Origin of the sequence: Brevundimonas lenta (assembly GCF_014196335.1) — a bacterium.
Taxonomy (GTDB): Bacteria; Pseudomonadota; Alphaproteobacteria; order Caulobacterales; family Caulobacteraceae; genus Brevundimonas; species Brevundimonas lenta.
This window is the reverse complement of the sequence record NZ_JACIDM010000001.1, coordinates 911,393-924,700: the sequence shown is the minus strand read 5'-3', so window position 1 is coordinate 924,700 and position 13,308 is coordinate 911,393. Positions and strand designations below refer to the sequence as shown.

Here is a 13,308-nt window from a genome sequence, read left to right as displayed (position 1 = left end):
CTAGTCGGCTCCGGCGTTCATCGAATCGAGGCCGCGGCGCATGCGTGCAGCGGCCTCGACATGGTTACGGGCGAACGGCGCGTCGTCCATGAAGACGCCTTCGCAGAGGGCGAGGGCGATACTTTCCACCGCCGTACCCGGCGAGATCGGCGCCCACGGATTGTCCGGAGCCGGCGCCTCGCCGCGCAAGACGCCTTCCCGGGACCAGGCCGCCATTCGCGTCTGACGAATGCGATTTCCGGGGCAGTCGGCCTGAAAGTGCAGAACGAAATCGTCGGCAATCGGCGATGAGGAAGCGCCGGCCAGGAGAACCTCTCCGGCCCGCCAGTCGCCCTCCGTCGTGATCGACGCCGCATCGACTGCAAACGCGGACGTCTCCCCCAGGGACACGACCCGCCACGCCCCGCCCGAAGCCTGCGTCGAAAGGATAGCGACCGCGACTACGGCCAGAATGTTCGCGCTCATGATGTCTCCCCCAAAACAAAACCGGCCGGGGTTTCCCCCGGCCGGCTCGTTCGATCCGCCGTGAGGCGAAGCGATCAGTATTTGAAGCGCAGGGTCGCGCCGTAGGTGCGCGGGTTGCCCAGGAAGGCGTTGTAGGTCTGGGTGTCCAGCGCCGGGTTGTAGAAGGTGCCGTTCGGCTGCTGGGTCGTCTGGAACGCCGAGCCTTGCAGCGGGGCGTTGAAGGCGACCTGGGTGTACTCTTCGTCCGTGATGTTCTGGCCCCAGACCTCGAAGGTCCAGGCTTCATCCTCGGCGCCGATCATGATGCGGCCGTTCACCGTCGTGTAGGCGCTCTGCTCCTTGTACGGCAGCAGGTCCGAGCCGGTGTTGTAGTCCGACATGTACTTGGCCGCGAGGCTGAAGCCGGCGCGCATGCCGTTGCCGATGCTGCGGTCGAAGTTGACCGAGCCCGAGACCGACCATTCCGGAGCGAACGAGGCGCGGGCGCCCGGCAGCAGCGACAGCTGCGGGAAGTTGCCGGGGCTGACCAGGTCGGCGGCGATGAAGTTGCCGTACTCGGCGTCGGTCCAGGTCACGCCGCCCTGCAGGCTCAGGCCGTCGACCGGCGTGAACCACAGCATGTCGGCGTCAACGCCGCGCGACTTCAGCTCGGGGATCGATTCCACCACGAAGGCGGTGCCGAGGAAGGTGTTGAGCTGGAAGTCCTCGAACGTCTGGTCGAAGTAGGTGGCGTTCAGCAGCAGGGTGCGGTCCAGCAGCGTCATCTTCACGCCGGCTTCCCAGCTGTCCACGGTTTCCGACGGGAACAGCAGCGAGGCGTTCGGCGTGATGCCGGTCTGCACGCGGTCGAGGTTGTAGCCGAAGCTCTTGTAGCCGCGGGCGTACGACACATAGGTCATGACCGAGTCGTTGATCCGGTACGCGCCCTTGATGGTGCCGCTCAGCTCGCCGTCGTCGAAGCTTTCGTTGACGGCGCGGAAGCCGCCCGGGCCGTTGTAGAAGGCGTTCGACCAGGGCAGGCAGAAGTTGCCAAGCAGGGTCGCGGTCGGGTTGGCCGGGTTGGCCGCGCCGCCGAAGGCCGTGAAGATGGCGCCCTGGTTGGCGAGGGCCGCGGCGCAGGTGCCGCCGTTGCCGTTCACGTTGCGCTGACGGCCGTCGACGCTCTTCTCGTCCATCGTATAGCGAAGGCCGAGGGTGATATCGAACTGGTCGGTGACGTGCCAGGTGTTGTTGGTGAACAGGGCGACCGAGGTCGACTCCTGATCGTAGACGTCCTCATAGCCCTGGCCGACCGTGAAGCCGGGGCCACCGCCGCCGACAGCGCCGCCGGTGCCGAGGCAGCCCTGGAAGCCCGCAGCGGTCTGACCGGCGACCGTGTAGCAGCCGATGGTCGACGGGCTGATCGGGAAGGCCGGGACGGCCGCGTTCAGTCGGGCGCTGAGCAGGAACGACAGGAACGGCGTGTAGTCGGCGCCGAAATACCAGCTGTCGTTACGGCCGATGTCTTCCTTGGTGGCGAAGAAGCCGACCAGCCAGTCGAGCTTGTCGGTCTGACCGGCGAGGCGGAATTCCTGGGTCAGGTTCTCGACGGTGTAGCCGAAGTCGCCGTCCTGGACTCGGTAGGCGATGTCGGCGCCGGTGTAGTCGATGTCGGTGCCCAGGACGCCTTCCCAGTTACGCCACGAGGTGACGGAGGTCAGGGTCGCGTCGAGCGACGGGATGTCGATGTTGGCCTCGACGGACACGCCCATGTCCTCGATTTCCTGGCCGGTCGCGCGGTTGGCGAAGGCCTGGCGCGAGAAGGGCAGGCGACCGAAGCCCGGAGCCGGAGGCATCTGGCCGGTGCCGTTCGACAGACCGTCGACGAACGGGAAGGTCGGGCCGGTGCGCAGCTGGACGGCGGCGCAGCAGTATTCGTCGCGGTGCGTGTAGTCGGCGATCAGGCGGATCGAGGTCGCGTCGTTCGGCAGCCACAGCAGCTGGCCGCGGAAGGTCTCGAAGTCCTGGTTGGCGTCGTCCGTTTCGGTGCGCGGGCCGTCACCGGTGTCCACGTCATAGAAGCCGTCGCGGACGCGGCGGCCGGCGTACACGCGGTAGGCCAGCTGATCGGTGATCGGGCCGGTGAGCGAACCCGAGACGCCGACGGCGCCGTAGTTGCCGCCCGTGATCTCGGCGTTGAAGCCCGGCGTGAACGACGGGGCCTCGGTGATGATGTTGATGACGCCGGCCGAGGTGTTCTTGCCGAACAGGGTGCCTTGCGGGCCCTTCAGCACTTCGATGCGGCTCAGTTCGCCCAGGTCGCCGAAGCCGACCGAGTTGCGCGAGCGGTAGACGCCGTCGATCACGACGCCGACCGAGCTTTCCAGGCCAGGGTTGTCGCCGACGGTGCCGACGCCGCGGATACGGGCGGTGGTCGAGGCTTCCGACGCCGTCGAGGTGACGGTCATGCCGGGGGTCAGGATCTGCAGATCCTTGATGTCGCGGACGCCCGCGTCGTTCAGGATCTCAGCCGGCAGGCTGGTGACCACGATCGGCACGTCCTGCAGGTTCTGTTCACGCTTCTGGGCGGTGACGATGATGTCGTCGATCGTCGCCGGACCTTCCTGGTCCTGGGCGGCGGCGGCGCCGGCGAAGCCGAACGCACAGGCGCCGACCACAGCGGCCGACACGGTAGTGCGAAGAATATTGGTAAAGCGCATGCACGGCTCCCCGACGTTGGCGCGGGACCGTTCTCGACGGGGCACCGCGGCGTTTCCTGATCCCTGGTCCGCGCCCTTATCGTGGAGCGCGGAACTCCACCATTCGGGGTAACGCAGGCCGGACTCACCGACAAGGAGCGCCGGTCGATCACGCCTCATTTCAGCCGTGGCCGAAGCCATACTGTGACGCAAAAGCGACAGATATCGATGACCTTACGTCAATATTCAGTCAAGCTGACCCAGTATCCGGCACCTGTGAGGCGAATTTCTTGCGCCGGGCCGCCGCAACTCCAAGAACGACGGCGCCGGTGATCGCCGACAGGAAAGACCCGCCCAGGACGCCCAGCTTCACTTCTACCTGTTGCGGCGAATCGATTGCACCGGGGAAGGCGAGCACGCCGATGAACAGACTCATGGTGAAGCCGACGCCGCACAGCAGGGCGATGCCGTAAAGCTCCAGCCATGTGGCGCCAGAGGGGCGCCGCCCTATTCCAAGGCCTGAAGCGAGGGCGGCCGCGCCGAAGACGCCCAGTTGCTTGCCGATGAACAGGCCCAGCGCGATCTCGATGACCAGCGGCGCGAACGCCTGCTGCAGCGACAGACCGGCGAAGCTGACGCCCGCCTTGGCGAAGGCGAACAGGGGCAGGATCAGGAAGGCGACCCACGGGTGAAGGTCGTGCATCGCCTCGCGAAGCGGACTCTGGCCATCGGTGCGGCGCGGCTGCACCGGCACGATGGCGGCGAAGGCCACGGCAGTCAGCGAGGTGGACAGGCCGGACAGGACAGTCAGGTACCAGACGGCGCCGAAACCGATCGCCCAGAAGGGGGCCGGGATCTTGCGCCAGCGCCCGACCACCGCGCCGACAGCCAGCAGACCGATGGCCCACAGCAGGGGCAGCCAGTCGACGCCGCTGGAGAACAGGATGGCGATCAGGGCGATGGCCCCGAGGTCGTCGACGATGGCGAGAGTCAGGAGGAAGACGCGCAGTGACGACGGCAGACCTCGCGCCACCATGGCGAAGACGGCCAGGGCGAAGGCGATGTCCGTGGCCAGGGGGATCGGCCAGCCCTGGGCCGGACCGTGCAACGCGCCGGCGAACGCCGTGTAGACCAGCGCCGGAACGATCATCCCGCCCGCGGCGGCCAGCACCGGCGTGGCCAGCTTGCGGGGATCGCTGAGTTCTCCGCGCAGGATCTCGTATTTGATCTCCAGCCCGACGACCAGGAAGAAGACCGCCATCAGGCCTTCCTTGATCCACTCGGACACCGTCAGCTCCAGCATCAGGGGGCCGAGCTGGACGACGTGCTCGCTTTTCAGCCAGCCGAAATAGTCCGCCGACCAGGGCGAGTTGGCGACGATCAACGCCGTCAGCGCGGCGAGGCCGAGGACAGCGCCCGAGCCGGCTTCGGTCTTGAGGAAGTCGAGAGTGAATTTGCGCGCCACGGCGGCCTCCAGGCTGGAAGAACGGTCGTGGCGTCAGGTTATCGACGGACGCCGGACCGGATTCGCCAGAGGCGCCGGCCTGGCCGGGCGAACCCGGCCTGATAGCTGCCGACAGAATACGGGGCCGGCCGCGTCATTCAAGCCGCGCGGTTGCGTCCGGGCCCGCGAGGCCGCATCTGGCGGCGATGCCTCCCTCCCCCGCCTATCGCCCCGAACCGCATTTCTTCGATCTGGGCGAGGAGTATGGCGACGCCGTCCAGGCGGCGGCGTTTCCGCAGTCGATCCTGCGCTTCCGCAACGACAGGGCGGCGGCCACGGTCGGGCTGGAGACGCTGAGCGACGCCGAATGGACCGCCCATTTCGCCCGCTTCGAGCCCCTGCCCGGCCAGCCGGGGCCGATCGCCATGCGCTATCACGGGCATCAATTCCGCACCTACAACCCGGACCTGGGCGACGGCCGCGGCTTCCTGGCCGCCCAATTGCGCGACGATCAGGGCCGGCTGCTGGACCTGGGCACCAAGGGGTCGGGCCAGACGCCGTGGTCGCGCACCGCCGACGGGCGGCTGACACTGAAGGGCGGGCTGCGCGAGGTGCTGGCGGCCGAGATGCTGGAGACCCTGGGCGTTCCGACCAGCCGCGCCTTCAGCCTGATCGAGACCGGCGAGGCGCTGGAGCGGGGCGACGAGCCGTCGCCGACGCGGTCGGCGGTGCTTGTGCGCCTGTCACACAGCCACATCCGTTTCGGCACCTTCCAGCGCCCGGCCTTCTTCGGCCGCGCCGACATGGTCGAGGCGATGGTGGAGCACGCCCGCGCGCTCTATCACCCGACGGTCGCCGCGGGGGACGTCCCCGGCTTCCTGCGCGCCGTGGTCGAGGCGTCGGCGCGGCTGATGGCCCGCTGGATCGCCGCCGGCTTCGTGCACGGGGTGCTGAACACCGACAATCTGAACGTCACCGGCGAGAGCTTCGACTACGGCCCGTGGCGGTTCCTGCCATATTACGAGCCGGGCTTCACGGCCGCCTATTTCGATCAGACGGGGCTGTACGCCTACGCCCGCCAGCCGGAGGCGGTGTTCTGGGCGCTGACGCAGTTGGGCGGCGCGCTGAAGCTGGTCGCGGACGTCGAGCCGCTGACCGAGGCGCTGAACGGATTCGGCCCGGCCTATATCCGCGAACTGCGCACCGCCTTCCTGAACCGGCTGGGCGTGAAGAGCGTGGGCGAGGCTGCGGACCAGCGACTGCTGGACACGACGCTGGCGCTGCTGCGCGAGGGTGGCGAGGCGATGCGGTGGGAGCCGCTGTTCTTCGACTGGTTCGGCGGCTTCGCCTCCTCGGCGCGGGCGCTCGGCGGAACACGGGGCAGGCTGTACCAGGGCGAGGCCTTCGACGCCTTCCGCTTCGCCCTGTTCGAGCACGAGCCCGACCGGCCCGAGCGGCTGGAGAATGCGGTGTTCGCAAAGCCGGAGCCCGAGGAGATGCTGATCGACGAGGTCGAGGCGATCTGGGCGGCCATCGACGCCGGCGACGACTGGGGGCCGTTCGAGGCCAAGATCGCGGGACTGCGGGCGGCGGGCGACGCCTACTGCTGACAGCAGGCTGGCAGCAGGCCCGGCGCATTCTCTCCGTGTCAGCCGTGAGGCGCTCGCATTACGGAGATTTATGAATATCGCCATGCTTCGGCCGGGTCGTCCGGGCACGAAGCAATCACGGATCGTTTCGGCCGGCCGGCTTCCTCTTGCGGAGCCGGAAGTCCATTCCGATATCGCGACTGTTACAAATAAGAGCGTTCCTCCCCGAACGTCGGAAACAATGACTTCTCAGGTCCTCACCTCCCCCCGCTCGCGCCTCAGCGCCAGCTATCGCAACCTGACCCTGTGGACGCTGCAGGGCTGGCTCGCGATGTTCTTCATCGCCGCCGGTTACGCCAAGCTGACCGAGCCCATGACCAATCTCGTCGAGCTGATGCGATGGCCGGCGCTCGTCTCCGACAGCTTCGTGCGCGGGCTGGGCGTGGCCGAAATCACCCTGGCCGTGCTGGTTCTGGCGCCGCTGGTGTCGTGGAAGTTCGGCCGCCCGCTGCTGCTCGTCGCCGCCGCAGGACTGCTGCTGCTTGAGACCGCGATGCTGGCCATCCACGTCACCGGCGCGGACGTCGGCCTGGCTGTGACCAACGTCATCCTGATGGCGATGACGGCCGGCGTGCTGTGGAAGCGGTGGGCCGAGGCTCGCTGATCTGACCTCTATTCGCCGCGGTCCGCCCGGATCGCGGCGATCGTCTGCGCGAGGACCACATCCTCGCCTGTTCCGATGGGTTCGCGCGGCAGAACCCGGTCCGGCACCACCCCCGCCACCGCTTCACTCCCGTTCGGCCGCACGATGCGGCTCTTGGGGAAGGTGACGGTGAAGCCGGTGCGCGGCAGATCGAACGAGATGATCGAGGCGTAGGTGGTGGGCACGTCCGCCGTCTCCTCGCCGACGACCTCGCCAAACCCGTAGTCCTGAATCAGGGCGGCGACCGACGTCGCGTTCGAATACGAGTGCCGGTTGACCAGCACATGGACCCGGCCGTGGAAGCGCGGCTCCGGTCGAGGCGCGTTCATGCCCAGTTCGAACGGATAGCGGACGCCGTCCGGCTGCGCGGCTTCGGCGGCGGCCAGCCGGGCCAGGATGTCGTCGGGCGCCCCCTCTCCCTCCAGACGCGCGTACCAGGCCTTCGCCTGCGGGCTGGCGCGGAGGGTGAAGCTGGAGGCGAACCGGAAGGGCCGGTCCGCGAACCACGCCACCATCGGATCGCTGAAGCTGTTGTCGCCGCCGGCGTTGTTGCGCAGGTCGATGATCATGTCCGTCGAACCGGCCTGGATGGCGCGGCCGAAGGCGTCGTCGACGAAGGCGGTGAAGCCCGGGCCGCCTGAAGCCGCATCCGGATGCTCCTCGAACGGACCGGGACGCAGGTAGGCCACCCCGTCGCCGAGCAGACGAAACTCGCGACCGGACAGGTCGAGCGCAGGCGTCGGCCAGGCGGTTCTGAGGGCCTGACGCCCTGCGAGGGTGACGGCCGGAATCCGCCCTTCGACGATGGCGCCGTCGGGGCGACGTCCGACGACGTCGATCCCGTCGGCGTCGGGAAGCGCGAAGCCGAGCAGGACCGGGAAGGACTGCTCCATCAGGGCATGGGTCATGTACGGCCGCTCGGCCGAAACCCATGCGCCCAGGCGCTCCAGCCAGACCGACGCGTCCTCGCCATTCAGGGACACGATCTCCGTGCCGGCGGGAAACCGCCCTTCGACATCGGCGGCCGCGGTCAGGAGGACGCGCCCGCCGTCGATGCGGACGAACAGCGGCAGCAGGCGTCCGCCGCCGCGCAGACGGGTGACGAAGGCCGTGGTGGGGGCGTCGATGCGCGCGTGCCCGATCCGGCCATAGGCCGTGAACTGCTGGAACAACTCCGCCGCCTCGTCACGGGTGATGGGACCGGTGATCCCCGCCCGCATGTCGGCGTGCAGTCGGTCGTAGTCGGCGCGCGACCGGTGGGCGAACAGGTCGTAGTGGGCCTGTTCAAGCCCGGCGTAGAGGGCGTCGAGGTCCGCCCGCGCATCCTCCGCGGACAGCACGGGAGCCGGATCCTGGACGTCGGCCACGACGACGGTCGGCGCGAGGCCCAGCGCAAGCGCGGCCGCAAGGCTGACAACCCATCTTCTCGAAACCGCCATGCGCACCCACCGCTCCCCGCCTGGGGCGAGGTTCTGCGCGTCAAGGCCTGATTGCCAAGTTACTTCGGCGTCAGGACCCTCGAAAGCTTCCCTTTACGTGCGCGTCAAGTTCGGGCTAGGTATCGCCCATGGCGACCGCCGACGATCACCGCACCTATTCGATCCGCCAGCTGTGCCGCGAGTTCAGCGCCACGGCGCGGGCCCTGCGCTTCTATGAGGACAAGGGCCTGTTGACCCCGGCGCGCAAAGGCCAGACGCGGGTCTATGACGCCCGCGACCGGGCCCGCCTGAAGCTGATCCTGCGGGGCCGACGCATCGGCTTCAGCCTTCAGGAGATCCAGGACATGCTGGATCTGTACGATCGCAAGGATCACAACGCCCATCAGATGGCCGTGGCGCTGCGTCGCCACCGGGCCCAGATCGCGGCGCTGAAGCAGCAACTCGAAGACATCGAAGGCGCTATCCAGACAGCCGAGGACGCCTGTCAGTGGATGGAGGAGAAGCTGGGCGAGTACCGCCCCGACCTGCTTCCCGGCGCCGAAGAATACGCGAACCTGATGAAGGCTCGCCTGAACACCGACCACAACCACCAGCCCTTCAAAGCGAGAGCCTGAGCGCATGGCGTACAAAGCCCCCGTCCGCGACCTGACGTTCATCCTGAACGAGGTGCTGGAGATCGACCGCTATACGAACCAGCCCGGCTTCCAGGACGTGTCGTCCGAACTGGCGCAACAGATCCTCGAGGAAGCCGCGCGCTTCTCGGACGAGGTCATCGCGCCGATCAACAACCCCGGCGACAAGGAAGGCTGCCACTGGGCCGAAGGCGGCGTGGTCACGACGCCCAAGGGCTGGAAAGAGGCTTATCACCAGATGGTCGAGGCCGGCTGGCCCGCCCTGATGATGGACCCGGCCTACGGCGGCCAGGGCATGCCGTCGGTGATCGGCTCGGCCGTGGGCCAGTTCACGGCGGGCGCCTCGGCGGCCTTCTCGATGTATCCGGGCCTGACGGCAGGCGCCTGGGCGGGCATCCACGCCAACGCCTCGGAAGAGATCAAGCAGAAATACCTGCCCAAGATGACGTCGGGCGAATGGACCGGCACGATGAACCTGACCGAGCCGCAATGCGGCACCGATCTGGGCATGGTGCGGACCAAGGCCGTGCCGAACGGCGACGGCTCCTATTCGATCACCGGCCAGAAGATCTGGATCTCGGCCGGCGAGCACGACTTCGCCGACAACATCATCCACACCGTGCTGGCCCGCGTCGAAGGCGCGGTCCCGGGCATCAAGGGCCTGTCGCTGTTCGTGGTGCCGAAATTCCTCGTCAACGAGGACGGCTCGCTCGGTGAGCGCAACACGCTGGAATGCGCCGGCCTCGAGCACAAGATGGGCATCCACGGCAACGCCACGGCCGTCATGCAGTACGACGGCGCCAGGGGCTGGCTGATCGGCGAGGAAGGCCGGGGCATGAACAACATGTTCGTGGTCATGAACGAGGCCCGCCTCGGCACCGGCCTGCAGGGCCTGGCCATCGGCACCGCCGCCTACCAGGCCGCCGCCGAGTTCGCCAAGGATCGCCTGCAGGGCCGCAGCCTGACCGGTCCGAAGAACCCGGACGGCCCGGCCGATCCGATCATCGTCCACCCCGACGTGCGCCGCATGCTGCTGGAGGCCCGCGCCTTCGTCGAAGGCGGCCAGGCCTTCATCCTGTGGACCGCGCTGCAGGCCGACCTCGAGAAGTCCGAGGACGAGGCCGTGGCGACCAAGGCCAAGGACTACATGGGTCTGCTGACGCCCGTGCTGAAAGCCTATCTGACCGACAAGGGCTTCCACGCCGCCTCGCTGGCCATGCAGGTCCACGGCGGCTCGGGCTACACCGAGCATTTCCCGGCCTCGCAGTATCTGCGCGATGCGCGGATCACCATGATCTACGAGGGCACAAACGGCATCCAGGCGCTGGATCTCGTGGGCCGCAAGCTGCCCGCGCAGGGCGGCCGCGCCATCATGAGCTGGTTCGGAGACATCGACGCCTTCGTGGCCGAAAACGGCTCGAACGAAGCCGTGAAGCCCTTCATCGACGGCCTGGCCGACGCCAAGAAGAAGCTGCAGGAAGGCACGATGTGGCTGATGCAGAACGGCATGGCCAATCCGGACAACGCCGGCGCCGCCTCGACCGACTATCTGAACATCTTCGGCCTGACCGCCCTGGCCTATGTCTGGTCGCAGATGGCCATCGCGGCGCAGAAGCAGATCGACGCCGGTTCGACCGACCCGTTCTACGCCGCCAAGCTGCAGACCGGCCGTTACTTCGTGGAGCGCATCCTGCCGGACGCCGGCGCGCACCTGACCAAGCTGAAGACCGGCGCCGACGTGCTGATGGCCATGCCGGCGGACGCGTTCTGATCTGAGTTCTCCCTCCCCGTCCCGGGGAGGGTGGTCGGCGCGTCAGCGACGACCGGGTGGGGCGGGCCGATCCATCAGGACGCGGCGCCCGCTTCATCGAGCCGTCCCCACCCGGTCGCTTCGCGACCACCCTCCCCGGGACGGGGAGGGAGATGACGAGTAGCCCCGATGAACGTCCTCAACGTCCCCGAACCCGCCTTCATGCAGGAAGAAGAGATCACCCTCTTCTCCGACAGCGTCGCCAAATGGATCGACGAGCATGCGCCGCCGGAGAAGTTCCAGCAGTGGATCGCCGACTCGTCGGTGCCGCGGCAGCTGTGGAACGACGCCGGGGACGCCGGTCTGCTGGGCCTGTCGATGCCCGAGGCCGACGGCGGCATGGGCGGCGACTACCGCCATGAGGTGGTGCTGATGCGCCAGCTGGGCTGGAAGGGCGCGGACCATTTCGGCATCTCGCTGCACAACGCGATCGTCATGCCGTACATCTGGCATTACGGCACCGAGGAGCAGAAGCAGCGTTGGCTGCCCCGCCTGCAGTCCGGCGAACTGGTCGGCGCCATCGCTATGACCGAACCGGGGGCGGGCAGCGACCTGCAGGGCGTGAAAACCACCGCCATCAAGCGCGGCGACCACTACGTCGTGAACGGCTCCAAGACCTTCATCACCAACGGCCAGCTGGCCAATTTCGTCATCGTGGTGGCCAAGACCGATCCGGCCGAAGGCGCCAAGGGCACCAGCCTGATCGTGGTCGAGACCGACGGCGCCGAGGGCTTCGAGCGCGGCCGGAACCTGCACAAGATCGGCATGGAGGCGAACGACACCTCCGAGCTGTTCTTCAACGACGTGAAGGTCCCGCTGGAGAACGTCATCGGCGGCGGCGAAGGCCAGGGCTTCATCCAGCTGATGCAGCAGCTGCCGCAGGAGCGGCTGAACATCGCCGTTCAGGGCGTGGCCGCGGCCGAGCGCGGGCTCAAGGAGACGCTGGCCTACGTCAAGGAGCGCAAGGCCTTCGGCAAGCGGGTGATCGACTTCCAGAACACCCAGTTCAAGCTGGCCGAGGTGAAGACGAAATTGACCGTCGCCAAGGTCTTCGTCGACCACTGCCTGGGCCTGCACCTGCAGGGCAAGCTGGACGCCGCCACCGCCTCGATGGCCAAATACTGGGTCACCGACATCCAGGGCGAGGTCATCGACGAGATGCTGCAACTGCACGGCGGCTACGGCTACATGAACGAGTACCCGATCGCCCAGCTGTACAAGGACGCCCGCGTCCAGCGCATCTACGGCGGTACGAACGAGATCATGAAGCTCTTGATCGCGCGGACGCTGTAGGGGTTAGCACTGCACTCTTGTCATCCCGGACGAGCGCAGCGAGATCCGGGACGGGCTGACAAGCCATCACTCCTGGCCCGGTCGGCTTGCCGAACCGGGCCCAGGGGTGGCTCGTAACTCTCCATAGAGATCGGCCCAACGCGGATTATTCTCCTCGACCAGCGCGAACTTCCATTCGCGCAGCCAGCGCTTGATCCGCTTTTCGCGCAGGATCGCCTGATCGATGTACCGGTGGGTTTCGTACCAGACCAGGCGATCGATCCCTCGCTCGGCCGTGTAGCCTGGGACCAGGCCTTCCTTGTGCTCGGCGACGCGCCGCACGAGGTCGTTGGTGACGCCAACATACAGCCAGCCGCACGGCCCGCTGGCGAGCAGATAGACATAGAAGCGCTGGGTCATGACCGCCTCCCGGCGCAACCCTCACGGGTTGTCCGGGAGCAGTCAAGGTTGTGGCCCATCCCGTCCCGGATCTCGCTTCGCTCGTCCGGGATGACAAGGCCGACGGGGAGGCTATGACGTAGGCCCATGATCCGCCTCCACGTCACCACCGACCTGTCCCCCGGCGCCGCGGCTGCGCCGACGCTCGATCAGTCGCGCTATCTGACGCAGGTGATGCGGCTGAAGGCGGGCGACGAGCTGCTGGTGTTCAACGGGCGCGACGGGGAGTGGCGGGCGACGATCGCCGAGGTGCTGAAGAAGGGCGTGATCCTGCGCGCCGAGGCGCAGGTGCGGGCGCAGATCAATCCACCGGACGTGCATCTGCTGATCGCCACGGTGAAGAAATCTGCGCTGGAGTTCGCGGTCGAGAAAGCCACCGAACTGGGCGCGGCGCGGATCAGCCTTGTGACGACGCAGCGGACCCAGGCGCAGCACCTGCGCCTCGACCGGCTGGACGCCATCGCCGAGGAAAGCGCCGAACAGACCGGGCGGCTGGACGTGCCGCTGGTCGATGCGCCGAGGAAGCTGGATGCGATCCTGGACGGCTGGGACGCGTCGCGACGGCTGATGTTCTGCGACGAGACCGGCGGCGCGCCGGCGATCCCGGCGCTGCAGGCGGCGGGCGGGTCGTCCTGGGCCATCCTGATCGGGCCGGAGGGCGGATTCTCGCCCGAGGAAGGCGAGCGTCTGCGGTCCCTCCCCTTCGCCACCTCCGTGTCCCTGGGCCCGCGGATCCTGCGCGCCGACACCGCCGCCACGACCGCCCTGACCCTGTGGCAGGCGGCGATCGGCGACTGGGATCGGTAACCCCCACACG

At 67.7% G+C, this 13,308-nt stretch carries 11 protein-coding genes; 6 read left to right on the top strand and 5 right to left on the bottom strand.

The window, feature by feature from the left end; translation table 11 throughout:
- From GGR12_RS04575 to nhaA, 3 genes are all read right to left on the bottom strand, one after another.
- A complete protein-coding gene (locus tag GGR12_RS04575) occupies positions 1–465 on the bottom strand; it encodes a surface-adhesin E family protein (RefSeq protein ID WP_183203190.1) in 465 nt (154 codons plus the stop codon).
- Positions 466–539: 74 nt separating this feature from the next.
- Positions 540–3,164 carry a TonB-dependent receptor gene (locus GGR12_RS04570; RefSeq protein WP_183203189.1) on the bottom strand — a complete coding sequence of 875 codons (2,625 nt, stop codon included), beginning with the start codon at positions 3,162–3,164 and terminating at the stop codon, positions 540–542.
- Between the two features lie 229 nt (positions 3,165–3,393).
- The gene (gene nhaA / locus GGR12_RS04565; protein ID WP_183203188.1) at positions 3,394–4,608 is read right to left on the bottom strand and encodes a Na+/H+ antiporter NhaA; all 1,215 of its coding nucleotides are present in this window, start codon (positions 4,606–4,608) and stop codon (positions 3,394–3,396) included.
- 185 nt (positions 4,609–4,793) lie between these two features.
- Between nhaA and GGR12_RS04560 the strand changes: the two genes are divergently transcribed.
- Both GGR12_RS04560 and GGR12_RS04555 read left to right on the top strand, forming a co-directional pair.
- Complete coding sequence (locus GGR12_RS04560) at positions 4,794–6,197, top strand: protein adenylyltransferase SelO (protein ID WP_183203187.1); 1,404 nt, start codon at positions 4,794–4,796, stop codon at positions 6,195–6,197.
- A gap of 220 nt (positions 6,198–6,417) precedes the next feature.
- Positions 6,418–6,840, top strand: a complete 423-nt coding sequence (locus GGR12_RS04555; protein ID WP_183203186.1) for a DoxX family protein — start codon at positions 6,418–6,420, stop codon at positions 6,838–6,840.
- 8 nt (positions 6,841–6,848) lie between these two features.
- On the opposite strand, the gene GGR12_RS04550 is transcribed toward GGR12_RS04555, so the two are convergent.
- Entirely contained in the window at positions 6,849–8,318 is a 1,470-nt protein-coding gene (locus GGR12_RS04550) for a S41 family peptidase (RefSeq protein ID WP_183203185.1), read from the bottom strand.
- Between the two features lie 128 nt (positions 8,319–8,446).
- On the opposite strand from GGR12_RS04550, the gene GGR12_RS04545 reads away from it, so the two are divergent.
- The 3 genes from GGR12_RS04545 to GGR12_RS04535 all read left to right on the top strand — a co-directional run bounded on the left by GGR12_RS04545 (position 8,447) and on the right by GGR12_RS04535 (position 12,053).
- Positions 8,447–8,932 (top strand): MerR family transcriptional regulator, encoded by a 486-nt coding sequence (locus GGR12_RS04545; protein WP_183203184.1) that lies wholly within the window; start codon positions 8,447–8,449, stop codon positions 8,930–8,932.
- 4 nt (positions 8,933–8,936) lie between these two features.
- Positions 8,937–10,721, top strand: a complete 1,785-nt coding sequence (locus GGR12_RS04540; protein ID WP_183203183.1) for an acyl-CoA dehydrogenase C-terminal domain-containing protein — start codon at positions 8,937–8,939, stop codon at positions 10,719–10,721.
- A 168-nt stretch (positions 10,722–10,889) separates the two neighbouring features.
- Positions 10,890–12,053 carry an acyl-CoA dehydrogenase family protein gene (locus GGR12_RS04535; protein ID WP_183203182.1) on the top strand — a complete coding sequence of 388 codons (1,164 nt, stop codon included), beginning with the start codon at positions 10,890–10,892 and terminating at the stop codon, positions 12,051–12,053.
- A gap of 66 nt (positions 12,054–12,119) precedes the next feature.
- Here the strand turns inward: GGR12_RS04535 and GGR12_RS04530 are convergent, their stop codons facing one another.
- Positions 12,120–12,452 carry a GIY-YIG nuclease family protein gene (locus GGR12_RS04530; RefSeq protein ID WP_183203181.1) on the bottom strand — a complete coding sequence of 111 codons (333 nt, stop codon included), beginning with the start codon at positions 12,450–12,452 and terminating at the stop codon, positions 12,120–12,122.
- Positions 12,453–12,578: 126 nt separating this feature from the next.
- On the opposite strand from GGR12_RS04530, the gene GGR12_RS04525 reads away from it, so the two are divergent.
- Positions 12,579–13,298: a 16S rRNA (uracil(1498)-N(3))-methyltransferase gene (locus GGR12_RS04525; RefSeq protein ID WP_183203180.1), complete on the top strand. Its 720-nt coding sequence runs from the start codon at positions 12,579–12,581 to the stop codon at positions 13,296–13,298.
- Positions 13,299–13,308 lie beyond the last annotated feature (10 nt).

Coding starts and splice junctions, on each gene's coding strand:
- GGR12_RS04545 (WP_183203184.1), top strand. CDS start 8,447: ATGGCGACCGCCGACGATCACCGCACCTATTCGATCCGCCAGCTGTGC.
- GGR12_RS04535 (WP_183203182.1), top strand. CDS start 10,890: ATGAACGTCCTCAACGTCCCCGAACCCGCCTTCATGCAGGAAGAAGAG.
- GGR12_RS04560 (WP_183203187.1), top strand. CDS start 4,794: ATGCCTCCCTCCCCCGCCTATCGCCCCGAACCGCATTTCTTCGATCTG.
- GGR12_RS04570 (WP_183203189.1), bottom strand. CDS start 3,164: ATGCGCTTTACCAATATTCTTCGCACTACCGTGTCGGCCGCTGTGGTC.
- GGR12_RS04525 (WP_183203180.1), top strand. CDS start 12,579: ATGATCCGCCTCCACGTCACCACCGACCTGTCCCCCGGCGCCGCGGCT.
- GGR12_RS04555 (WP_183203186.1), top strand. CDS start 6,418: ATGACTTCTCAGGTCCTCACCTCCCCCCGCTCGCGCCTCAGCGCCAGC.
- GGR12_RS04575 (WP_183203190.1), bottom strand. CDS start 465: ATGAGCGCGAACATTCTGGCCGTAGTCGCGGTCGCTATCCTTTCGACG.
- GGR12_RS04550 (WP_183203185.1), bottom strand. CDS start 8,318: ATGGCGGTTTCGAGAAGATGGGTTGTCAGCCTTGCGGCCGCGCTTGCG.
- GGR12_RS04540 (WP_183203183.1), top strand. CDS start 8,937: ATGGCGTACAAAGCCCCCGTCCGCGACCTGACGTTCATCCTGAACGAG.
- GGR12_RS04530 (WP_183203181.1), bottom strand. CDS start 12,452: ATGACCCAGCGCTTCTATGTCTATCTGCTCGCCAGCGGGCCGTGCGGC.